This window comes from Arthrobacter sp. Alg241-R88 (assembly GCF_900537115.1).
Lineage (GTDB): Bacteria > Actinomycetota > Actinomycetes > Actinomycetales > Micrococcaceae > Arthrobacter.
Genome location: NZ_UNRG01000001.1, coordinates 589,502 through 612,055, shown reverse-complemented (window position 1 = coordinate 612,055; position 22,554 = coordinate 589,502). Strand labels below are relative to the sequence as shown.

Below are 22,554 nucleotides of genomic sequence, written 5' to 3'. Positions count from 1 at the left end.
GGCGTCTAGGATAAACGCAGGAACTTTGTGAGGAGCCGCCGTGAGCACCAATGCCAGGAACGTCAGGCCGGGAGTGCATCTGGAGCCCCTTGATGCCATCGACGAACGCCTTCTTGCCGCTTTGGTGGAGGACGCAAGGATCTCGAACAAGCAGCTTGCCGAGCTGGTGGGCATCGCCCCCTCCACAGCCCTGATGCGGACCCGTGCGCTCACGGAGCGGGGGATCGTGCAGGGCTTTGAGGCGAAGCTCAACCTGTCATCCATCGGCAGGTCGGTCCAGGCCCTGGTCGCTGTGCGGCTGAGGGCGCACGACCGGGACCAGATCGACCGCTTTACGGCGCGCGTCCCACGTCTCCCGGCAGTGCTGTCCACGTTCCATACCTCGGGCTCGGTGGATTACCTGCTGCACATTGCCGTTGCCACCACCGAGGACCTGCGGGACTGGGTGCTGGACAACCTGGCCACCGATCCTGTGGTGGGCCACACGGAAACCACGTTGGTGTTCGAGCACATCCAGGGCAACCACGGGCCACTCCCGGAGTAACCGGACCTGCGGCCGCTAGCCCCGTGTGCGAATAGCCTGACGGAGTGTGACGGCAGCCAAAATGAGCGCTGCGGAGCCACACAGCACCACGAATCCGGCCACCGAAGGCGCCAGGCCGAACACGCCGGCGGCCCAGCCGAGCCCCAGCACCGGGACAGCGCTGCCAAGGTAGGTGATGACGTACACCGTGCTGATGGTCTGGGCCTGGCGGATTGGCTCCACCCGGGCGGCAACATCATTGAAAACGGTGCGGAAGGCGAGGCCCTGCCCCACACCGGCGGCAGCGCTTGCAACCACCAGCAGCACCGGGCTGTTCCACACTCCTGCCCCGCCCAGCAGGAGTACCGAGATGCCCAGGACCGCCAGCCCGCACGGGACAACGAAGCGGCCCCGAAGGGTCACCAACTGGGTCAGCGCCGATGCCGCGAGGGTCAGGCCGGCCAGCACGCCGATCAGGGGTCGGCTGTCCACGGCCAGGATCCGGGCGAAGTAGCCAGGGGCCAACGAGAGGCAGAAACCAAACACTGCGAAGCTGAGGAAGCCGACGCCGGCTGCCAGCCAGAATGCGCCCCTTGCCGCCCGCGTCACGGAAGGACGGCGGGGTGCGAGCAACTGCAGCGGCTTGGGGCCTGCGGGCGGCTGGATGGCGGGGCGTGCCCGCAGGAGGTACAGCGGGACCAGCAGCGCGGCGAGGACGGCAGCATGGACGTAGTACGGGGTCGACGTAGCCCCGGGAAGCAGGGACAGCAGCCCGCCGATCACCGGGCCGGCGGCCACTCCCCCCGCTGAAGCCAGTAGCGTAAAGCGGGAGGCCCACTCGGGGCGTGAGGGCAGCAGTTCACGCAGGGCAGCGGCGCTGGCCCCTGTGGCGAGGGCGACCGCAACTCCCTGGAGCGCGCGCCCGGCGCACAGCGCACCCAGCGTGTGTGCCTCGGCAAATAGCCAGCCGCCGCCGAGACCGGCAACAACGGCGAGGATGAGGGCCGCCCTCCGCCCGATATGGTCCGACCAGTGCCCCGCCAGCATCAGCGTGGCCACAAGCGCCAGCACGTAGCTCGTGAACGCGGCGGTTACATCCAGCGGGGACAGCCCGAGTTCCGCCTGCAGGAGGGGGTACAGGGGCGTAGCAAGGTTGGCACCAACCAACAGCGTGAAAATGACGGCGCCCGCCAGCACCAGCCGGGCAGTAACCGACGCGTCCCACCCGGCCGTTGTGGCTGGAGCCGGACGCATGCGGAGTTCGCTGAAGACCGTCATTGTGCCGCCTCTGCTGCTGCCGCGGCAGGTGGTCCTTGTGGGAGCCCGGCGCGGATGTATAAGTGATAGGTCCAGAGTGCAGCATTTCTGCTCTTTCGGGCGGAAAGTGGTGCCACAATTGAGCATCATCATCAATATTCTGATGCCGAAGTGATGGAGAGTGATCATTTGAACAACCTGGACCCCGTTGACCTGAAGATCCTCCTGGAGCTCATCCGGGACCCCAGGATCCAGATCGGTGAGCTCAGCGATTCGCTGGGGGTTGCCCGCAATACGGCCCAGTCGCGGGTCCGGCGCCTGCTCCGGGCCGGGGTTTTGCGGTCCGGGGGCCGCGAGGTGGACCTGGAGGCTGTGGGCTACGACGTGGTGGCGTTCGTGACCATTGAGGTGTCGCACCGCGAACTGGACGGGGTGGTAGGGGGACTTAGGCTCATTCCGCAGGTCCTGGAGGTCCACGAGATCTCCGGACGCGGTGACGTCTGGTGCCGGGTGGTGGCCACCGACACCCACAACCTCCAGGCAGCCCTGCGGCAGGTCCTAAGGATTAAAGGGGTTATCCGGACTGAAACCGTCCTGGCGCTGCACACACATATCCCTTACCGGACGGAGCCACTCATCAGTGGCCTGGCCAAAGCTGCCGGGGCCGGGCAACACGGCCCGGCGAAACCCTCCCGGGCGGCCGGGGTGGAGACGGACAGCTAGGATTTTCAGAATGGATTGGCTCTCGTACGTTTCACAGATCAACTGGCTGGCCGTGCTGCTTGCCTTCATCGCCACCATGGCCATCGGCTTTGTCTGGTACATGCCTGCCGTCCTGGGCAACCGGTGGATGGCCGCGATCGGAAAAACCGAGGACGATCTCAAGAACATCAGTGGCGGTGCCGGAATCTGGGTGCCCATGATGGTGGCGGCGGCCTTGACGGCCATCCTGCTGGCAGTTTTGATCAGCAAGCTCGGGCTGGACACTGCCCTGGCGGGCGGCTGGTTCGCTTTGGTTCTGGCGCTGGTCTTCCGTGCCGGCGGCCACGTAATCCACAACGGCTTCGCGGGCCAGCCTGCCGCCGTCACCCTTATCGATTCCGGCCACGACCTGCTGGCCATGACAGTGTCAGGTGCCATCATCGGGGCGATGTCCTGATGACCCGGACCCCCTCGGCGAAGGACAGCCGGCCATGACCATCATTGACAATGCGGTTTACGTGGACGGCGTGCGGCACGCCGAACCCGAAAACCTGGAACAAACTTTTGAGACCCTTGCGCAGCACGGCGGAATGGCTTGGATCGGCCTCTACCGGCCCACCGCCGAGGAAATGGCAGCGGTGGCCACCGAGTTCGGACTGCATGCGCTGGCGGTGGAAGACGCGATCTCCGCGCACCAGCGACCCAAACTGGAGCGCTACGAGGACAACCTTTTCACCGTCCTGCGGCCTGCGCGGTACCTGGACGCCACGGAAACGGTGGAGTTCGGCGAGCTCCATATTTTTACGGGCAAAAACTTCGTAGTTACTGTCCGGCATGCCGAGACTGCTGGTGTGGCACGGGTGCGGCAGCGCCTGGAAAGCCGGCCGGACCTGTTGCGGCACGGGCCCGAGGCCGTCCTTTACGCCCTGCTGGACCGGGTGGTGGATGACTACGGGCCCGTGGTCGCCGGGCTGGAAAACGACATCGACGAAATTGAAGACCAGCTGTTCAGCGGCGACACCACCGTGTCGCGCCGCATTTATGAACTCGCCCGCGAGGTCATCCAGTTCCAGCGGGCCATCCACCCCCTGCCGGACATGATGCACCAGCTTAAGCGGGGGTTTGAAAAGTACGATGTGGAAACCGACCTCCGGCACAGCCTGCGCGACGTGGAGGACCACGTGGAGCGGGTGATCTCACGGGCAGATTCGTTCCGCGACCTGTTGCAGAATGCCCTGACCCTGGACGGCACCCTCACCGCGAACCGGCAAAACGAAGCAAGCGCGCAACAGAACGAACAGGTAAAGAAGATCTCCTCGTGGGCCGCCATCCTCTTCGCGCCGTCGTTCGTGGCCGGCGTCTACGGCATGAACTTTGACCACATGCCCGAGCTCCACTGGCAGCTGGGCTATCCCATGGCCATTGGGCTGATGGTGGCTACGGCGGCACTGATGTACGTCATCTTCAAGAAGAAGGGCTGGCTGTAGGGCGGCCGCCACGCGGCGAGGGCCGCAGTACTCCGGCAGGGAGAGATGGGTGGAGCTAAGGGGATTCGAACCCCTGACCTCTTCGATGCGAACGAAGCGCTCTACCAACTGAGCTATAACCCCGGAACCAGCCGCTTGGTCAACAGGAGCGGCACCGGTGAACCTAGGCTACAAATTTTCCCGGCCCAATGCCAACCGGCGCCCGGAAGCCGTCACGGGAAACCTTCCGCGGGACCCAATGTCAGGCGCGGCGGCGCTGCAGGACGTCGTCGAGATTGCTGAGGGCGCTCTGGGCCTTGGTGAGCTGCTGCGCTTCCGGAGCCGGCACGGCGGGGACGGCGGCAGCACCCTGCTTGAGGGACGGCTTGCCGGTGGCCTTGGGTGCTTCCGGCAGCTCCAGCGGCTCGGGTGCCGGGCGCTCGGCCTTGGCCGCCTCAACGTAAACAGGCTTGGGCACCTCCACGGGCTCCCAGGTGGTTGCGGGTGCGGGCAGTGCTGCACTGGTGTCACCGGCAGCCACGGCAACGGCAAGGGCGGCTTCGCGAAGTTCCACGGCTGTCAGGGGTTTGATCTTGGGCTTGCCGGCCTCCGCGTCGAAGAGCGGGCTTTCCGGGCGCACCGGCGCGGATTCCGGCTTGGGCGGAACGTGCTCGGCTGCGGGCCGGGGGGCAGGTGCGGTCATCGCGGAGCGGAAAGCAGCGTTGACTTTGGACTTGCGGTCCCGGACGGCCAGCCAGCGGAGAAGGACTACGGACGCCACCGTCAGGGCTACGCATGTCAGGGGGAGAACCGGAGATCCCAGCCCAAATGCCAGCAGGGCCGCAGAAACGATCGCGGTCAGCAGGGAAACCAGTCCCACGAGGGCGAGTGCCGTGCGGCCGTATCGGATCCGGAACTGGCCCGTGGGGGCAGCGCTGGCCGCTGTGGCCGCAGTGGATCCGGTGCTCTTCCTGGTGTCCATGGCTTTCTCCTGCTGGGCGGCGACCTTCAAGACCAGCCCTGCTCGAGGGTCCGGTATTTCATCGGCGGGGGCGTCTGCCAGGAAGTCGCCGGCGGGTTGGAACTGGTGCCGGCGGTTCCGGAGGACGTAGGGGGCAACCCATACAATCCAGAGCACAACGGCAACCACAAGGATCACTGAGCTGCTAAGGGGGAAGTCCACACTCAAAACCGTATGAGCATCACGTCGGCTCCAGCCGCATTAGCCCCGGTGTGTCGTGGCGCGGCTGGCAAATCAATGGATTTATGACGGCCTGGAAGCAAGCCAGCGGTGCAGCAGCCCCTCGGGAACTTCCTCTGAGGTCAAGGCAAACGACCGGTGGTCGGCCCACTCGCCGTTGATGTGCAGGTAGCGCGGCCGGTATCCCTCATCCCGGAATCCCAGTTTCTCCACCACCCGCAGGCTGGGTCCGTTCTCGGGCCGGATGTTGATTTCCATCCGGTGCAGCCCCAAGGTCCGGAAACAGTGGTCCGTTACGAGGGCGACAGAGGTGGGTGCTATCCCCCGCCCCGCGCGCGCCTGGTCCACCCAGTACCCAAGGGTTGCCATCATGGCCGAACCCCACACAATCGATGAAACAGTCAACTGGCCAACAATCGCAGGGTTCCTGCTGGCAGGAACGCGCTCGGTGATCACAAACGGAAGGGCCGTTGCCTGGGCGGCCTGTGAGTTCAGCGAGCGGACCATTTGCCGGTAGTCGGGCAGGCCGCCGGCGGGGTCCGGGTTGGAAGCCTCCCACGGTGCCAGCCACTGGCTGTTGCGGGCGCGCACTTCCGTCCACTCTTTTTTGTCCCGGTACCTGATGGGCCTCAGGACCAGGTCTCCGCACTCGAGGGTCACGGGCCAGATGGGGCCGGGGCGCACAGTGCTACTTGGACAGGCTGGCGGTGAAGCCCGGCAGCCACTCCCGCAGGCCGGGGCCCAGGTCTTCGCTGTCGATGGCGAGCTGGACGCAGGCCTTGAGATAGCTCAACTTGTCCCCGGTGTCGTAGCGGCGGCCGCGGAAGACAACGCCGTACACGCCGTGCCCCTCGCCCTCTCCGGACGCAAGCTCCTGCAGGGCATCGGTGAGCTGGATTTCGCCGCCCCGCCCGGGACCGGTGTGCTCCAGTACGTCAAAGACGGCGGGATGCAGTACGTAGCGGCCAATAACGGCGAGGTTGGAAGGGGCTTCGTCCGTGGCCGGCTTCTCTACCAAGCGGTTGACCCGAACGTAGTCCTCGCCGTCAATCTCCGCAATGTCGGCGCAACCGTAAGCGCTGATCTCTGACGGCTCCACCTCGATGAGGGCAATCACGGACCCTCCCGTTTTCGCCTGCACCTCAATCATGGTGCTGAGGAGTTCGTCGCGGGCATCGATGAGGTCATCGCCCAGGAGGACGGCGAAGGCCTCGTTGCCCACGTGCTGCTTTGCGCGGAGGACGGCGTGGCCCAGACCGTTGGCGTCGCCCTGGCGGACGTAGTGGATGTCACCGAGATTGCTGGCAGCCTGGATGGAGGCCAGTTTCGTCGTATCCCCTTTGTCTTCAAGGGTGGACTCCAGCGCCGGCACCCGGTCAAAATGGTCCTCCAGGGCCCGCTTGTTCCGCCCGGTGATCATCAGCAGGTCGTTGAGGCCCACGTTTACGGCTTCCTCAACCACGTACTGGATGGCAGGCTTGTCCACGACCGGAAGCATTTCCTTGGGCATGGCCTTGGTGGCGGGCAGGAACCTGGTGCCGAGTCCGGCAGCGGGTATAACGGCTTTGCGAACTCTGGGGTTACTGGTAGTCACCCGACTAATCTAACGTCAGCGTCAAGCATTCAGTAATCATTAGGCAGCGGAAGGTCCCTGTGACTGCAGGGCCCAACGCCGCAATGCAACGATGGAGGAAGACACAGTGCTTGAGGACGCAAAGGCAACCAAGACCAGGATCCGCACTGCCCACCGCCAGCGGCGTGCCGCCCTAAGCCCGCAGCAACTGGAGGCGGCAGGGGCTGCCATCGCCCGCCACGGCGCAGGCTGGGCTGCATCCCTCGCCGGCGGTTCCCCTGCCACATTCTGCGTCTACTTCGGTGTGGGCGTCGAACCGCCAACCCTTCCACTGATCAGCGCACTCCATACCGGCGGCCATCAGGTCCTGTTGCCCGTCTGCGAGCCCGGGCGGGAGCTCGCCTGGGTGTTCTGGAACCCCGAAGCCGGCTTCGAGCAAAGCCGGTACGCCCCGATCCTGGAACCCAAGGGCGACAGGCACGGGCCGGACGTGGCCGGAACGGCAGCCGCCCTCTTCATACCGGCCACCGCCGTCGACCTTTCCGGCAACCGCGTTGGGCAAGGCGGAGGGTACTACGACAAGTTTTTGGGCCATCTCGCCACCGCAGGGAAGAACATCCCACTGGCTGCCGTTATCTATGACGAAGAACTGCTCCCCGCCGGCGAGATCCCCGAGGAGGAATTCGACCGCCCCGTCCCTGCCATCCTGGCGCCGTCCGGGTTCCTGCCGCTCGACGGGCACCGCTGAGCCCCACAGCCCAACGCTGCGGGGATGATAGAATTAGCACTCAGGCCCTGCGACTGCTAACGGGGACATCCGTCCAGGCAGCACGGGACCTCTCGTTTGCCCAAGAGGAGGAGCACCAGTGCCAACGTACGCGTACGCCTGCAAGGATTGCGGCCATGCCTTCGACATCGTCCAGTCGTTCTCTGACAGTACTTTGACCTCGTGCCCCGAGTGCCAGGGGACGCTGCGCAAGAAGTTCAACAGCGTCGGTGTCGTCTTCAAGGGATCCGGCTTCTACCGCACCGATTCCCGGGACTCCAAGGGAAGCACCGTCTCGCCGGCGCCTGCAGCATCAGCTCCTGCAGCGGCACCTGCCGCGTCCGCTCCGGCGGCTGCTGCAGCCAGCTAAGCAGGACTGTCCGACGCCGGCGCCCCCGGCTTTGTCCACATAGCACACCGCGCTCCTGTTGCGGGTATTACCGTCGCCATAGCGTAGGCGTATGCCTGCAAACCTTCTCCGCCCCGGCCGCGCTGCCTCCCGATATCCGCGCACCCCCCGCCGTTCCGGCCGTGCCGGTCGCCGGCCCGCAGCGGTCCGCTTTGGCGGGTGGCTGAGCCGGAACCGCCGGCTCGCTGTGGCGTTGCTGCTTTGCGCGGCGGCTGCAATCACCGTCCATCAGCTCACTCCCGCGCCGGTCCACACCGTCACAGCTCTGGCTGCCGCGAGGGACTTGCCTGCCGGCTCGGCCATGGCGGCCTCAGACCTTGCCCACGTGCAGGTACCGCCGGACATGATGGCCGCGGGATTCCTGGACGAAGAAAACGAATTGGCCGGCAAGCAACTCGCGGCTCCCCTGCGCAAGGGCCAACTCCTGACGGACGCCCAGCTGCTCGGTCCCGGGCTGCTCGCCGGCACGCCTCCCGGCTCGGCCGCCGTGCCCCTTCGGATGGCCGATCCGTCATCCATCCAGCTCGTCTCGCCCGGCCAGCTGGTCAACGTAGTGCTGACGGCGGCGAACGGCTTTGACCAGCAGGCACCGTCCGAGGTCCTGGCAGCATCCGTGCCCGTGCTCTGGACGTCCGGCAAGGGTGGCCAGAGCGGGCAGTGGCTGGGCACCGCCGAGACGGACGGGCTTATCGTGGTGGCGGCAAGCGCAGAGCAGGCTGCCCGGCTGGCCGGGGCCTCCACCCAGGGCAAACTGTTCTTCGTCCTGGTTGGGCCCTGAGCCGGCGCAAAGCTGCCGGCCCCGTCACCCAGGCCCCGTCACCCAGGCCCGGTCACTCAGCCCCAGTGCGGCGGCTTTTGTTCCTTCAGCCAGGCGTCGTGGTCGTCGTCAGCATCGCCCCAGCGCCGCGGGTCGTCTTCGGCGGCCTTGGTGGGCAGAATGCCTTCCGTCACGCCCTGGCCCTTGGCGTCCCCTTGGCCCTGTTCGCCTTCGGGGGCCGGACCGGCAGGGGCGGACTGCCCGGCCACCTGGCCGTTGCTGTTTTGTTCAGTGGCCACGGAGACCGCCTCCTTGCTGTCCAATTTTTTCTCCTGCGGCCGGCGGCGTGCGTGCTCTCCGGCGTCGATTCCATTGAGCGCCTGGTCCACGTCGTCGTCAAGGAACCCTGTTGACGTTGACGTCCGGTCCCGCAGCACCGCCCGTTCAAGGCCCAGGTAGGCGGCAATCCGGTCTGCGCAGGCTGACGGGTCAGTGAACACCTCGATGGTCCACAACGGCATGTACCGCCACCCCAGGCGCTCCAGCAACTGCGGACGCAGCCGGCTGCGTTCACGCACGCTCATAGTGCGGTACTGCTCGGTACCGTCCGACTCGATGGCCACCGGCCAGGGCAGGTCGGTCTCGTCCTGGCCCATGGTGCTCAGCGGATCGGCGGCCGCCACGACGTCGATCGCACCGTCGTACTGGTGCCAAACCCGCGCGCCGCGTGCCCGGAGCCTGTCCCCCAGGTCAGCGACCAGGGGATCGGCACCAAGTGCCTGTTCGCTGGCGGCGGCCCGGGAAGCGGGAGTTCCCAGATCAGTATTCCCCGATATTTCGCGGTCCAGCAGCGAGTACAGGTCCACTGCGCCGTGCGTCAGCCGCGTGTGGTCCAGGTCCTCCGGCCGGAAGCAGGTCAGCACGTGTATCGACCGGCGTGCGCGGGTCATGGCCAGCGCGAATTTTTCCCTGCCCCCTTCAGCGGAGAGCGGGCCGAAGTTGTGCAGGGCGCGGCCGTGCGGGGTGCGGCCAAAACCGGGCGAGAAAATGACGTGGTCGCGCACCAGGCCCTGGGCCCGTTCCAGGTCAACTACCCGGAAAGACTCCGGTCCGGCACCAAAGAATCCGGCCAGGCCGGGGTGGTTGGGCAGCTGGAGCCGGATGGATTCCCCGATCCGGGCAGCATGGCGGAGGCTGGCCGTAACCACTGCCAGTGAGGTGCGGGGGCGCGTGCGTGCGTGTTCGAAAACCAGCTGCACCACCCGGTTGACCTCGGCCACCACCGACTCCACGCCTTCGTGGTCCGCGCTTGGCAGCCCGGTGCCGTCCGGCAGGTACTCCACCAGCAGGGACCGGTCCAGGCCGGTAGCGGACTGGCCCTCCGGAAGGCGGCGCAGGGCGCCGTCGTAAAAGTTCTTGCTGAGCTGGAGGACCAGGTCCTCGTCCACGGCGCGGTACACGAAGTTGAGCCGCCACACGGGGAGCACGGCAGACAGCGCTTTGAATGCACTCTCCACCCGCTGGTGTGCCGTCTCGCCTGCGGCCAGCCGCTCTACGCCCACGGTAAAGGTGCGGGGGCTGGCAATCATGGCGTCGCCGAAGGCAATGACCTGGCGGGCACGGGCGATGGATGGCAGCACCGCCTGGAGCGACGTCGCCTCGGCGTCCAGGATGACCACCGCGTCGAAGTGTTGCTCCGCGGGCAGCAGGCCGGTCATCAGGTACGGGCTGACGGACCAGACCGGAACGAGGGTGCCGATCAGGTCCGGAGCCTGTGCAGTCAGCGCTGGCAAGGACACCCTGCCGTCCTTCAGGAGGCTGCGCAGGAGGTCTGCCTGGCGGGGGTGGGCCGCGATGCCGGCCCGCCACCGTTCCGCCAGGTCCCACCGAAGGCGGGCAGCACCGCTGGCGATGTGCGCGTTGTCGGCCAGCCGGTACTCGGCCTCCAGCTGCCGCAGGGCGTCGCCGTCGGACATGGCGAGGTAATCGTCCCCGCTGATCATGGCTTCCAGCGCCGACTGCCACCAGGCGAGTTCGAGTTCCGCCGCGACCGAGCCTGCCGGAACCTCCCGCTCCGCCAGGTCTGCCAGGAGCTCCCCCAGCCCGTGCTCGCGCATGTTCTCCACCAGGAGGGTTCGCTCGGGCAGCGTTTTGAGGGTGTCGGTGTCCGCCACGAGGCGCTCGAGCCGTTCCATCAGCTCTTCATAGCGGACCGTGGACAGCGAGCCGCCTGCCTCCGTGTGCCGGAGCGCCTCGCCCAGCTGGGCAAGTTCGCGTTCCAGTGCACGGTACATCATGCTGATCTCGGCAAGTCCGGACGGCACTGCCGGGTGGCGCTGCGTGGTGGCATAGCCCGCCCACAGTGCACGCTGTTCCTGGACAAGGACCAGGGAGCTGTGGAGGTCGGCGATGTGGACGCCGGGCCGGACGTATTCCTTGGCGACCCTGCGCAGGCGTGACCGCTGCATGGAGGTCATCTCGATGCCCCGCTCACGGCGCCAGGCCGACGGCGCCGTGGCCGAAATGAGGTCGGTGACCGGGCGGTCGAAGATGTCGGGGGTGAACTTGTCCAGGCTCCCCCGTACGGCCACCAGGAGCTCGAGCTGTTCGCCCCATTCGGCGAAGGAAGCACCCAGCCGGATCTCGGCGTGCTCCGCCACGGCGTTCATGCGTTCCCGCAGGGCCGGCAGGCTCTTCTCAACGGACCGGACCAGGTCCTGGGCTTCCTCGGTCTCCTTGCGTGTGAGGAGGCGCGCACCGTGCCAGGGACTGGTGGTGGAGGCCTTGCTGAAGCTTCCCAGCTCTGCGGCACGCCGGAGCCTGCCGGCAAGCTCATCGCGGTCCCGGATGCTGTCCAGGACACTGCGTTTCAGCCGCACGGTGGTGGCGGGTGCCGGGTGGATCGACGTCAGCTCAGCGAGCGACTGCATGGCCTGGTAGGGCGAGCAGCCCCAGCGCTGGCGGACGTTATGCAGCGACGCCACATGGTCCATTAAGGCGTGGCGGTGCTCAGTCAGGGTGTTGTGCAGGTTCCCCAGCTGGGGTTCCAGGGATTTTTCGTTGCGGACAATCGCCCGGACCAGCTGGCCCTTCAGCTGCTGCGGGGTAACGTTCCCGGACAGCTGGAACAGGATGGACTCAAGGCCCAGGCTCTCCAGTTGCGCAGACACTTCATTGAGGCTGGCACGGCGGTCGCCCACCACCAGCACCGTTTTTCCGGCGTCCACCAGGGCACCGATGGTGTTGATGGCCGTTTGGGTCTGGCCGGTTCCCGGAGGGCTGCTGACCACAAGGGAATCGCCGGCGCGGGCGGCATCAATGACGTACTGCTGGTCGATGTCCGCGTCCAGCAGGAGCATCTCCTCGCTGGGGTGCCTGCTGTCCAGCGGCGGGAAACGGGACGGGTCAGGCTCCTCAACATCCACCACTTCCCCGCCTGCTGCGGTGGCCAGTGCGGACACCAGGGGGTTGGAGTCGTTGATCCACGGATCGTCCAGGTTCCCGGAAAGGTCCGCGAAGGTGGAAACCAGCAGGTTGTGCTGCGCCTCCGCACCGTGGATGGGCCGGATGAGGGCAGCCAGCTTGTCCAGGACCGGCTGGGGATCGAAGCGGGCCGTGCTGTAGGCCAGCCGGGTGACGGCATTGACGTCAAAGACAATGCCGTGGATGTTCTTCAGGTGCCGCACCAGGGCCGGGTTGATGTGGGCCTGCTCGGTCAGCTGCAGTTCGTAGTCGTCCTCCCCCGGACGGACGGTGAGCGAGATCGCCGTGAGCATAACGGGAGCAGAGATGCGCTGGGGCTTGCCGCCCACCGCAGACGTCCACACCACCGTGCCCGCCGAGAAATAGCCGGCATCGATGCCGCGGTCGTTGGCAAGCTCGAAAATCTTGGACCGGATGTTGCGCGAAGCCCTGGCCGCGACGACGTACTGCTGGCGGTCCCGGATCAGCGTGGAAAGCCGGGTCTTCCGCCCGGCCATCAGCTGGGCGAGGCCGGACGGGTGCGCGTGCGTCAGGTCAATGGAGCCCTCGGGGGTCTTGGTGAAGCGCAGCATCGTATCCGCCCCGGTGACGGGCTTGAGCCCGGACAACCATTTACGGAGCTCCTCGGAGCCTTCCGGGTGGCCTTGACCAACTGACACTACTGCCTTCTTTTCTGCGCTTGCGCGTGACGCCCTGGACCATACCGGCATAGATTCGAGCGTAGCCGCTTCGATGCCCGGACTGAGAGACCGCAACACTGGAGCAGGCTAAATTGCGGAGTTTTCGGTACTGGAAAACAGCAGTGACCGGCCTCCTTCACCGGAGGCCGGCCACTCATGATGCTATTCCCACTCGATGGTTCCCGGCGGCTTGCTGGTGACATCGAGCACCACGCGGTTGACACCCTCCACCTCGTTGGTGATGCGGTTGGAGATCCTGGCGAGGAGCTCATACGGCAGGCGTGACCAGTCCGCCGTCATGGCGTCCTCCGAGGAGACGGGACGGAGCACGATGGGGTGGCCGTAGGTGCGGCCGTCGCCCATGACACCCACACTGCGGACGTCGGCGAGCAGGACCACCGGCATCTGCCAGACTTCGTTGTCCAGCCCGGCGGCGGTGAGCTCGGCCCGGGCAATCGCGTCGGCTTTGCGCAGCAGGTCCAGTCGGTCCTTGGTCACTTCACCAACGATGCGGATTCCGAGGCCCGGTCCGGGGAACGGCTGGCGGCCCACGATCTCCTGCGGCAGTCCAAGCTGGGCACCCACAGCGCGGACCTCATCCTTGAAGAGGGCGCGCAGCGGCTCCACGAGCTCGAACTGCAGGTCCTCGGGCAGGCCGCCCACGTTGTGGTGGCTCTTGATGTTCGCGGCACCTTCGCCGCCGCCTGATTCGACGACGTCCGGGTACAGCGTGCCCTGGACCAGGAACTTGATCTTCTCGCCGTGGGCGGCTGCCTCGGCGATGATGGCAAGTTCTGCCTCTTCGAAGGCCCGGATAAATTCGCGGCCGATGATCTTGCGCTTGGTTTCCGGATCGCTGACACCAGCCAGGGCTGAGAGGAAGCGTTCCTGCTCGTTGGCCACGTAGAGCTTCACCCCCGTGGCGGCGACAAAGTCGCGTTCCACCTGTTCGGCTTCGCCTTCGCGCAGCAGGCCGTGGTCCACGAAAACACAGGTGAGCTGGTCGCCAACGGCACGCTGGACAAGGGCAGCGGCGACGGCGGAGTCCACGCCGCCGGACAGGCCGCAAATGACCCTGGCATCGCCGATCTGCTTGCGGATGCGCTCCACCTGCTCTTCGAGGATGTTGCCCGTGGTCCAGTTCGGTTCCAGCTTGGCGCCCTTGAAGAGGAAGTTCTCCAGGACCTGCTGGCCGTAGGCGGAGTGCTTGACCTCGGGGTGCCACTGGACACCGAACAGGCCCTTCTCCTCGTTGGCGAAGGCAGCCACTTCAGCACCCGCCGTCGTCGCCAGGACTTCAAAACCGTCCGGAGCCTCGTGGACGGAGTCGCCGTGGCTCATCCACGTGTTCTGGTGCTGGGGCATGCCCTCCAGGACCGAGCGACCCTCGCCGAGAAGGGTGGTTTCCGTGGAGCCGTACTCCCGCAGCCCGGTCTTGTCCACCTTGCCGCCCAGGGCGTTGGCCATCGCCTGGAAGCCGTAGCAAATGCCGAAAACGGGAACACCGGCCTCAAAAAGGTCGGCCCCGACGCTCGGGGCACCGTCAGCGTAGACGCTGGAAGGGCCACCGGAAAGGATGATGGCGGCGGGGTTCTTGGCCAGGAGCTGCTCGGTTGTGTAGGTATGCGGAACCACTTCCGAATACACATTCGCTTCCCGGACGCGGCGGGCAATCAGCTGCGCGTACTGGGCACCGTAGTCAACAACCAGCACCGGCTTCTGGGAAGTCTGGGATGCAGTGGGAGTAGTCACCGTACTAGCCTACTGGGCGCCGTTGCACCGGCGCACCTTGAGAAGCTGCGCTGTGACGCAGCGAACTCCCCACTTCCAGCGGCTGCTTAGTACCTCTGCGGCGCCTGGGGGTTGGCCGCGAGCTCAGCTTCCACCTCGGCGTGGAACTTCTTCTCCACAATGAAGGACAGGAAGGGAACCACTCCGCCCAGTGCCAGCAGGATCAGCTTCAGGAATGGCCAGCGCATGAGGGCCCAGAGCCGGAAGTTTGAAATGAGGTACACCACGTACATCCAGCCGTGGACAATGAGGACGGCGACGGAGAGGTTGACTCCACCCAGCACGCCCTGCGGTTCCGCATCCGCGAAACCAAAGCCGAACGGCTGGCCGCTGACGGCGTCGGTGCCGCCGGCAAAGAGGTACTTTCCAAATCCGTACCGGGCAATCAGTTCGGCACACAACAGCAGCAGCATGGCGCCCGTAAGGTAGGCCAGGACCTTGTAGAACTTCAGGGCGGAGCGGATCTGCGCTTCGGTGCCGCCGAAACGGCGCTTCTTGCCGGACGCCTTGCCGGCAGTTTTGCTGCCGGTGTTGGTGCCTGGGGCCGCGGCGGGGGTGGCCGGTTTCGGATCAATCATGGCTCTACCTTTTGCTGGTTCTGTTCAGGGTGGGTTTCTTCGGGGACGGTGGCATCGTCCTCGTCGTCATCAAGGTCTTCCTCAAGATCCCGGTGGTAGTCGTCCTTGACCAGCCGCCACCAGATGAAGAGGGCAAAGCCGGCGAAGACAACCCACTCAAGGGAGTAGAAGAGGTTGAGCCAATTGATCTGCTGGGCCGGCGGCTGCGGGCCGATCTGCAGGGGAAGCAGATCTCCCGGTACTGCTGCAGGGCTGACGTCCGCGCCATCGGCGATTTCCGCAGTGGCGGCGACGAAGCCCGGATAGCTGCTGACTTCCCAGTAGTTGATCAGCTCGGCCACCGAGACTGCTGTGGCCTCGCCGGGGGCGGCTGCCTTTCCTGCCACGGGCGCCTCGGACGGGAGCAGCCGGCCGGTGAGTTCAACAATGCCCGACGGCGGGGCCGGCGCATCGGCTGGGTCCGCCACCCATCCCCTCGCGACGGGGATCCAGGTTTGGGGTGAGGCGGCAACGCCGCTGAGCGTGGGCGCGCCGTTGACGGAGAAGGCGGAGACTACCCAGTAGCCGGTCTTGCCGCCGTGCAGGCGGCCCGGGACCAGGACCTGCTTGGCCGGGTCATAGGTTCCCTGCGCGCTGACCATCTGGTCGGCGTCGGTACCGTGGAAGAAGTCGCCGGGCTGAAGCGTTTGGATCAGCGGCTGCACCTGCTCGGTGGCGGGGTTGGCAGGCACTTCCGGCTGGGTGGAGCGTCCGAACTGCCATTGGCTGAGCAGCACGAAGACCCCGGAAATGGCGATCGCGAAGATGAAACCTGCGATCCATCGGGGTTTAAGGGCTGTTTTCCACACGTCTTAACCGTACTTCGTCCCGCTGTAGAACAACTAAACGCCCGGGGCCGGAGGGGTCCTTACCAGCGGCAGGAGCCGGCGGGAATGGGCGCAGTGGCCAGGCGTCAGTGGTCGAAAAACACCAGGCTGGAATTGATGAGCTCCGCGATCACTTCGGCGTCGTAAGCACGGCGCAGGGATTCGCGGAAAGACTCCTTTGAGAGTGAGCGGGCCAGGGTGGCCAGGACCTCGAGGTGGTCGGAGAAGGAACTCGCGGGAGTGGCGATCAGGAGGATCACCGTGGCGGGCCCGTCCGTGGCGCCGAAGTCCAGCGCGTGGCCGTACTTGGCGATGCCGACGGCGATAGAGGTGCGGGACACAAATTCGCTGCGGGCGTGGGGCAAGCCGATTCCGCCGGGGAGCCCGGTGGCGAGCTGGTGCTCACGGGCATTGACATGCTTCAGGAACCCGGGCAGATCCGATACCCGTCCAGCGGCGAAGAGGCGTTCCGCGAGCTGGGTGGCGGCGTCCGCCTTGTCCGATGCCTCCAGCTCCAGGATCACCATTTCCGGGGTGGTGAGTTCGGCATCGTACCGGTCAAGTGGTTCCGCCAAGGCGTATCCCTTCAGTCAGCAGTGCTGGTGCCGTGAATCCCTCAGCGCAAGGGCACGATGTCTTCCACACCCAGGCGGGCGGCGTCTGCGGATTCGTCGTCCGGCTGTTGCTGGCTGAGGCGTTCCGCCTCCACCCGTGCAATGTAGTGCCTGACCTCATTTTCACGTTGGGCGTCGCTCCAGCCAAGGACGTCACCCATCAGTTTAGCGACTACCGGCACGGCGGACACACCTCGGTCCCAGGCCTCGATGGAAATCCTGGTCCGCCGGGTCAGCACGTCGTTGACGTGGCGGGCGCCTTCGTGGCTTGCGGCGTATACCGCCTCTGCCTGCAGGTAGTCATCGGCGCCGGGGATGGGTTCGGCAAGGGCAGGGTTCTCTGCGATGATGGCCAGCACCTCGGGCGTCAGGGACCCGTAACGGTTGAGGAGGTGCTCAATCCGGGCGACGTGGACGCCTGATTCCTCCGCCGTGCGGTTCCGGCGGTTCCAGGCGGCCTTGTAGCCGCTCGCCCCCAGCAGCGGGATGGTTTCCGTGCAGCTGGGAGGTACCCGCTCGTCCATGGTCCGTGTTGCCTCATCCACTGCGTCCTTGGCCATAACCCGGTAAGTGGTCCACTTTCCGCCGGCCACCACCACCAGGCCGGGTACGGGGTGTGCCACCACGTGCTCCCGCGACAGCTTGGCGGTGGAGTCGTTTTCGCCGGCCAGCAACGGACGCAGGCCGGCGTACACACCTTCCACGTCTTCGCGGGTGAGCGGGCGCTTCAGGACCTTGTTGACGTGGTCCAGGATGTAGTCGATGTCCTTGCTGGACGCGGCGGGGTGGGCTTTGTCCAGGTGCCAGTCGGTGTCCGTGGTGCCGATGATCCAGTGCCGGCCCCAGGGAATGACAAACAGGACCGACTTTTCGGTGCGCAGGATCAGGCCCACGGTGGACTGGAAACGGTCCCGCGGAACCACCAGGTGGATGCCCTTGGAGGCCCGGACCTTCAGCTGGCCGCGCTCGGTGACCATGGCCTGGGTTTCGTCAGTCCAGACTCCGGTGGCATTGATGACCTGTTTGGCCCTGATGTTGAACTGCGTCCCGTCCTCATGGTTGACCACCTTGGCCCCCACCACGCGTTCACCTTCACGCAGGAAATCCACCACCGCCATCTGGTTCACTGCGTGGGCGCCGTAGTGCGCAGCTGTCCGGATGAGGTTGGCGCAGTATTTCGCGTCGTCCACCTGGCCGTCGTAGTACCGGATGGAGCCAACAAAAGCATCATCCTTCAGGCTCGGCGCCGCCCGCAGCGTACCCCGCCTGCTGAGGTGCTTGTGGAACGGCACTCCCCTGCTGTGGCCGCTGGAGATGGACATGGCGTCGTAGAGCGCAATGCCGGCCCCCACGTAGGGGCGCTCGAGGAAGGGCCTGGTCAGCGGATACAGGAATGGCACCGGCCGGGCCAGGTGCGGCGCCAGTTCGGAGAGCAGCAGCCCGCGCTCCTGCAACGCCTCCTTGACCAGGCCAAAGTCCAGCATTTCCAGGTAGCGCAGGCCGCCGTGGATGAGCTTTGAGGACCTGGAGGACGTCCCGGCAGCCCAGTCGTTGGCCTCGACGATCCCCACGTCCAATCCGCGGGTGACTGCGTCAAGGGCCGCACCGGTACCCACGATGCCGCCGCCGACAATCAGGATGTCCAGTTCCCGTCCTGGCTCAGCGGTTGCACGCAGCCGTTGGATGGCTGCTTCCCTGGCTGCGGGGCCCAGGGCCCCGCCGTTAGCAGGAACACTCTTCATCGAACGCCTCCAGTGCCACTAGTCCCGGTCGTGAAACCACACTACTTCGTTGCGGCACGCTTGGGCAGGGCGGCAGGGAGCGATTAGGCGCAGCCTTGCGTCAGTTTCCTGAGTAGGGGGAAACCACGACGTCGACCCGCTGGAATTCCTTCAGGTCCGAATAGCCGGTGGTCGCCATGGAGCGGCGGAGCGCACCGATGAGGTTCGAGGTTCCGTTGGTGTGGTGGCCCGGTCCGAAAAGGACTTCTTCGAGCGGACCGACAGTACCGACGTTTGCGCGGTCACCGCGGGGCAGTTCGAGGTGGTGGGCTTCCTGGCCCCAGTGCCAGCCCTTGCCGGGCGCTTCTTGGGCCCGGGCGAGCGCGCTGCCCAGCATCACGGCGTCGGCGCCCATGGCAATCGCCTTGACGATATCGCCGGAGGTGCCCATGCCGCCGTCCGCAATCACGTGGACGTAGCGGCCGCCGGACTCGTCCATGTAGTCGCGGCGGGCGGCGGCGACGTCGGAAATTGCCGAGGCCATCGGCGAGTGGATGCCCAGTGCACGGCGGGTAGTGGTGGTGGCGCCGCCGCCGAAGCCCACCAGCACACCGGCAGCACCGGTGCGCATCAGGTGCAGCGCCGGCGTGTAGCCTGCCGCGCCGCCGACGATTACGGGGACGTCCAGTTCGTAGATGAACTGCTTGAGGTTCAGCGGCTCGTGGTCCTTGGACACGTGCTCGGCGGACACCGTGGTTCCCCGGATGACAAAGATGTCGACGCCGGCGGCCACCACGGTCTTGTAGTGCTCCTGCGTGCGCTGCGGGGTGAGGGAACCGGCCACGGTCACGCCGGCGGCGCGCATCTCCGCGAGGCGGGAGGTGATCAGCTCGGGCTGGATGGGGGCCTTGTACAGCTCCTGCATCCGCCCCGTCACGGCGGGGCTGTTGGTCTCGTCCTGCAGCGCACCGATCTCGTCGAGGACGGGCTGCGGGTCCTCATACCGGGTCCAGAGGCCCTCCAGATCGAGGACGCCGAGGCCGCCGAGCTTGCCCAGTGCGATGGCTGTGGCCGGGGACATGGCTGAATCCATGGGGGCGGCGATGACTGGCATGCTGAACTGGTAGGCGTCGATCTGCCAGGAGACGGAGACGTCCTTGGGGTCGCGGGTACGACGGTTGGGGACAATCGCAATGTCATCCAGGGAGTAGGCTCGACGCCCACGCTTGCCACGGCCGATCTCGATCTCGTAAGTCACTGCTCTAGGTTATCCCAGCCGCTGCGGTGTCCTTGGCTACAGTGGCCTGATGGGCAGGCGTTGGATCTTTGATGGGCACATTGCCGGACTCGGGACGGCCTCGGGACTGCGGGCCGTGGTGGGGGTCTGGCAGGAGTCCCCCTTCGGCGCGTTCTCTGATGTAATGGTTCAGCAGCCGTCCGGGCACCGTTTGTTGCTCGCGCCAACGGCGGAGGTGGCCCGCTTCATCTCCGACACCTACTGCTTCGACGACGTCCGCGTGCTGAAGGTGAACACCACGTTGGCCCGCGACCTGCTGACGGTCGACGCCGGCGCCCTGGCTGTCCGCGCCCGGCTCGGCCCGAGGACCCTCCTGGGCAGTGTGCTGCGGGCAGTGCCCCGGCCGCTCGCCGTCCACCCGCGCTGGCTGCGGGTGATCAATCCGGTTGCCGCCGTTCTCAGCGGCGGTTCCCGTACCTCGGGAGCCGCCCTGAGCGGCCGGCACGAGTATTACGGGGTAAGTGACCTGCGGACCATCAGTTCCGCCGTCGTGCAGTGGGACGGGGTGGACGCCGGGGTGCTGACTCCCATCGTGCCGGCGGTGACCTTCGGCTTCAGCAGCGTGCCGCCGCAGCCGAGCCTGGCGCGGGTGCGCACTACCGTGGTGGACACGGGTGCAGCCGGGGACAAGTGCCCATCGCGGCGGCCTGCAGAATGACATAGTTTGGCAGCGGAACCGTTTGGACTGCCGGGAAGATATTTGGGGGAAAACCATGGCGCCGGGAATGTATGGGGCTGACATCAACGAGCTCCGGACGCTGTCCACATCATTGGCAAAGTCCGGTTCGAGCCTGAAAAGTGTGGAAACGACCGTGAATTCGCTACTGCAGTCTGCTGCCTGGAAGGGCACCGACGGCGACAGGTTCCGCAGCGAGTGGTCCTCCACACTGCGTCCGATGCTCCACAAGGCCTCGGAGTCCCTGCGCAGCCAGTCCACTTCGCTGCTGAAGCACGCTGACGAGCAGGATCAGGCCAGTGGCGGGGGCGGTGGTTCCCACTCCGCCCCGTCCGGATCCGGAGGGAGCACAGACCCGGATTCAAGACCAGCTTCCAGCCCCGCCCCCACCTGGGGCGATGCGTTTACTGACCCGGACTATCAGCACGCGCCTTCGGGTATTGAGTGGCTCCTGGAAAAACTGGGGTTCGATGACGGCAGCGCAGCATCCGGAATCGCCACGGCTCTGGTGTTCGTGGCTGACAAGTTCAACTGGAATCTGGAACTCGCGCAGGTGCAGGCCGGAGCCAGTAAGTTTTTCGACTTCATGAAGGGCGCGGGGAAGGTGCTCGGCGTGCTGGGAGGCGCCATCGGCGTCCTGGACGTACTCTCCGGAATCGATGGCAAAGACCCCTTCAGGATCGCGGACGGCGTCATCGGCGGCGGCCTGTCCGTGGCCGCCCTCGCCGCAACAGGGACCATTGTGGGAGCACCGGCCGGGGTGGTCCTGGGCGGCCTTGCCCTTGGGTGGGGACTGCTGGGAATGATGTCAGGGGACGTCCCCGTCACCAAGAGAATCTACGACTTCGGCGCAGGAGTCGTGGGTGCTGTCAAGGATGTGGCCTCCGGCGCCGAAGGTGCCCTCGGGTGGGTGGGCGGTAAGCTCGGTTTCGGCTAGGCAACACCTGCAACACCCTGTGCCCGCCTTTGATGACGACAAGGAAATGATGACCTCAGCTACAGCTACCCGCCCGGAAACTGATGCCGGGCCGGCACTGCCAGACGTGGCGTACCGTATCACCAGCCACGAAATTCTGGCGTTGCTGGCCTTTGAACCCGGTGCGGGAACGTCCCTGACCCGCCGGGTCCTTGGCCTCGCGGAACTTGCTGATGACCACGACCTGGTGCGGGCGGGCCTGGGGACCCTGAACATCAGGAACACGGTGGAGATCAGCGGCGAGGAAGTGACCCTGCTGGCCGAGGCCAAGACCTTGGCACGCATATTCAGCACGTCGACTCAATGGTTCGACATCACGCGGATTGGATCGGAGTCCGCGTCGCCCAGCTATCTGGTGGATTCCCCCGCCGGCCGGGTTGCCGTGTTCCTTCGGCCTTTGAGTGAGTATGTTTGCCTTCCGCTCAGGGACGACGTGGAATTGCTCGATTTCGTGCAGGCCCAGGTGGATGACGCGGTGGCCGCTTTGCGTAACGAGGGCGGCGGCATGGTGAGCACCAGGCGATACAGCGCCAAAACGCCGAACACCATCGTTGCCAACATCAAGGTCACCGACGGCGGTCCTCTTCAACTTGCCTCGGCGCCTTTGGATGAGAACGGGCAGTTGGGCGTCCGTGATTTGGATGCGACCGAGCAACCCGGCCGTGTGGTCCGGACGTTGCTGGTGGCCAGGCCATGATGGATCTCACTCCACCCCGCACCGATCCTTTCCCGGAGCTCGCCTTGGGCTACGCCCATCGGCGGGCGCGTGTCTTCTGGTTCTGGTGGATGGGCATGGTATTCGCTGTCCCTGGTGCGGCCCAGGCAACTGTCCTGGCTGCCACCGGTCAGAACCCGGAGAACGGCCTTGTGCTGGCAGGCCTGGGACTGGGGATTTCAGGAGCGGGCTGGCTGATGGCCATGGGCCCGCGCTTCACGCGAAGTGATCCGCGCCCGGCTGGTGACCTGAACCGCGCTGAGCAGTACATCAGGATAGTTCCATGGACGGCGGTGGGCATGGTGGCGGCCATGCTGTTGATCGTGGCAGCCCTCATGGTCACAACGCCGCGGGGAACTGCCCCTGACGTCCTCCCGGTCCTGGCGTTCCTGGCTGCCTTTCCGTTGCCTGTAGCAGCCGGGATGCTTTATTCGAGGCACCTGCACCAACACCGGGACCGGCTTTACACAAACTGGCTGGAACGCCGGTAGGCCTGGTCCTCC

22 protein-coding genes and 1 tRNA gene are annotated in these 22,554 nt (G+C 65.9%); 11 read left to right on the top strand and 12 right to left on the bottom strand.

What is annotated here, in order from left to right; translation table 11 throughout:
* Positions 1-40 precede the first annotated feature (40 nt).
* The gene (locus tag G6R19_RS02840) at positions 41-544 is read left to right on the top strand and encodes an Lrp/AsnC family transcriptional regulator (protein ID WP_163162079.1); all 504 of its coding nucleotides are present in this window, start codon (positions 41-43) and stop codon (positions 542-544) included.
* A gap of 15 nt (positions 545-559) precedes the next feature.
* Here the strand turns inward: G6R19_RS02840 and G6R19_RS02835 are convergent, their stop codons facing one another.
* On the bottom strand, positions 560-1,801 hold the full coding sequence (locus tag G6R19_RS02835; RefSeq protein ID WP_163162077.1) for an MFS transporter: 1,242 nt from the start codon (positions 1,799-1,801) through the stop codon (positions 560-562).
* 168 nt (positions 1,802-1,969) lie between these two features.
* Here G6R19_RS02835 and G6R19_RS02830 point away from each other — a divergent pair, with 168 nt between their 5' ends.
* From G6R19_RS02830 to corA, 3 genes are read left to right on the top strand one after another with little or no spacing between them, the layout of a single operon-like run.
* The gene (locus G6R19_RS02830) at positions 1,970-2,503 is read left to right on the top strand and encodes an Lrp/AsnC family transcriptional regulator (RefSeq protein WP_240341738.1); all 534 of its coding nucleotides are present in this window, start codon (positions 1,970-1,972) and stop codon (positions 2,501-2,503) included.
* A 10-nt stretch (positions 2,504-2,513) separates the two neighbouring features.
* A complete protein-coding gene (locus tag G6R19_RS02825) occupies positions 2,514-2,939 on the top strand; it encodes a DUF1761 domain-containing protein (protein ID WP_163162073.1) in 426 nt (141 codons plus the stop codon).
* A gap of 34 nt (positions 2,940-2,973) precedes the next feature.
* The gene (gene corA, locus G6R19_RS02820; RefSeq protein WP_163162071.1) at positions 2,974-3,969 is read left to right on the top strand and encodes a magnesium/cobalt transporter CorA; all 996 of its coding nucleotides are present in this window, start codon (positions 2,974-2,976) and stop codon (positions 3,967-3,969) included.
* Positions 3,970-4,019: 50 nt separating this feature from the next.
* Here the strand turns inward: corA and G6R19_RS02815 are convergent.
* From G6R19_RS02815 to galU, 4 genes are all read right to left on the bottom strand, one after another.
* Positions 4,020-4,092, bottom strand: a tRNA-Ala gene (locus G6R19_RS02815).
* A 118-nt stretch (positions 4,093-4,210) separates the two neighbouring features.
* Positions 4,211-5,131: a hypothetical protein gene (locus G6R19_RS02810; protein WP_240341737.1), complete on the bottom strand. Its 921-nt coding sequence runs from the start codon at positions 5,129-5,131 to the stop codon at positions 4,211-4,213.
* 81 nt (positions 5,132-5,212) lie between these two features.
* Positions 5,213-5,833, bottom strand: a complete 621-nt coding sequence (locus G6R19_RS02805) for a GNAT family protein (RefSeq protein ID WP_163162069.1) — start codon at positions 5,831-5,833, stop codon at positions 5,213-5,215.
* Positions 5,834-5,837: 4 nt separating this feature from the next.
* Complete coding sequence (gene galU / locus G6R19_RS02800) at positions 5,838-6,743, bottom strand: UTP--glucose-1-phosphate uridylyltransferase GalU (RefSeq protein WP_163162067.1); 906 nt, start codon at positions 6,741-6,743, stop codon at positions 5,838-5,840.
* A gap of 106 nt (positions 6,744-6,849) precedes the next feature.
* Between galU and G6R19_RS02795 the strand changes: the two genes are divergently transcribed.
* The 3 genes from G6R19_RS02795 to G6R19_RS02785 all read left to right on the top strand — a co-directional run bounded on the left by G6R19_RS02795 (position 6,850) and on the right by G6R19_RS02785 (position 8,675).
* Complete coding sequence (locus G6R19_RS02795) at positions 6,850-7,470, top strand: 5-formyltetrahydrofolate cyclo-ligase (RefSeq protein WP_240341736.1); 621 nt, start codon at positions 6,850-6,852, stop codon at positions 7,468-7,470.
* Positions 7,471-7,588: 118 nt separating this feature from the next.
* Positions 7,589-7,858, top strand: coding sequence for an FmdB family zinc ribbon protein (locus G6R19_RS02790; RefSeq protein ID WP_163162063.1), 270 nt, complete (start codon positions 7,589-7,591; stop codon positions 7,856-7,858).
* A gap of 91 nt (positions 7,859-7,949) precedes the next feature.
* The gene (locus G6R19_RS02785) at positions 7,950-8,675 is read left to right on the top strand and encodes an RcpC/CpaB family pilus assembly protein (RefSeq protein ID WP_163162061.1); all 726 of its coding nucleotides are present in this window, start codon (positions 7,950-7,952) and stop codon (positions 8,673-8,675) included.
* A 56-nt stretch (positions 8,676-8,731) separates the two neighbouring features.
* Here G6R19_RS02785 and G6R19_RS02780 read toward each other — a convergent pair whose 3' ends face one another.
* From G6R19_RS02780 to G6R19_RS02750, 7 genes are all read right to left on the bottom strand, one after another.
* A complete protein-coding gene (locus G6R19_RS02780; protein ID WP_163162883.1) occupies positions 8,732-12,847 on the bottom strand; it encodes an AAA family ATPase in 4,116 nt (1,371 codons plus the stop codon).
* 132 nt (positions 12,848-12,979) lie between these two features.
* Positions 12,980-14,569: a glutamine-hydrolyzing GMP synthase gene (gene guaA, locus G6R19_RS02775; protein WP_163162059.1), complete on the bottom strand. Its 1,590-nt coding sequence runs from the start codon at positions 14,567-14,569 to the stop codon at positions 12,980-12,982.
* A gap of 86 nt (positions 14,570-14,655) precedes the next feature.
* Positions 14,656-15,186, bottom strand: a complete 531-nt coding sequence (locus G6R19_RS02770) for a DUF3817 domain-containing protein (RefSeq protein ID WP_163162057.1) — start codon at positions 15,184-15,186, stop codon at positions 14,656-14,658.
* Positions 15,183-16,034 (bottom strand): SURF1 family protein, encoded by an 852-nt coding sequence (locus tag G6R19_RS02765; RefSeq protein WP_163162055.1) that lies wholly within the window; start codon positions 16,032-16,034, stop codon positions 15,183-15,185. Before G6R19_RS02765 ends, G6R19_RS02770 begins: the two co-directional genes overlap by 4 nt.
* Positions 16,035-16,138: 104 nt before the next feature.
* On the bottom strand, positions 16,139-16,627 hold the full coding sequence (locus G6R19_RS02760) for a PTS sugar transporter subunit IIA (protein ID WP_163162053.1): 489 nt from the start codon (positions 16,625-16,627) through the stop codon (positions 16,139-16,141).
* Between the two features lie 41 nt (positions 16,628-16,668).
* Positions 16,669-18,408 (bottom strand): glycerol-3-phosphate dehydrogenase/oxidase, encoded by a 1,740-nt coding sequence (locus G6R19_RS02755; protein ID WP_163162051.1) that lies wholly within the window; start codon positions 18,406-18,408, stop codon positions 16,669-16,671.
* 100 nt (positions 18,409-18,508) lie between these two features.
* Entirely contained in the window at positions 18,509-19,645 is a 1,137-nt protein-coding gene (locus G6R19_RS02750) for a GuaB3 family IMP dehydrogenase-related protein (RefSeq protein ID WP_163162049.1), read from the bottom strand.
* A 49-nt stretch (positions 19,646-19,694) separates the two neighbouring features.
* Here G6R19_RS02750 and G6R19_RS02745 point away from each other — a divergent pair, with 49 nt between their 5' ends.
* From G6R19_RS02745 to G6R19_RS02730, 4 genes are all read left to right on the top strand, one after another.
* Positions 19,695-20,342, top strand: a complete 648-nt coding sequence (locus tag G6R19_RS02745; protein ID WP_163162047.1) for a hypothetical protein — start codon at positions 19,695-19,697, stop codon at positions 20,340-20,342.
* 154 nt (positions 20,343-20,496) lie between these two features.
* Positions 20,497-21,297 carry a hypothetical protein gene (locus G6R19_RS02740; protein WP_163162045.1) on the top strand — a complete coding sequence of 267 codons (801 nt, stop codon included), beginning with the start codon at positions 20,497-20,499 and terminating at the stop codon, positions 21,295-21,297.
* Between the two features lie 49 nt (positions 21,298-21,346).
* Complete coding sequence (locus tag G6R19_RS02735) at positions 21,347-22,033, top strand: hypothetical protein (RefSeq protein WP_163162043.1); 687 nt, start codon at positions 21,347-21,349, stop codon at positions 22,031-22,033.
* Positions 22,030-22,542, top strand: coding sequence for a hypothetical protein (locus tag G6R19_RS02730; protein WP_163162041.1), 513 nt, complete (start codon positions 22,030-22,032; stop codon positions 22,540-22,542). Before G6R19_RS02735 ends, G6R19_RS02730 begins: the two co-directional genes overlap by 4 nt.
* Positions 22,543-22,554: the final 12 nt, after the last annotated feature.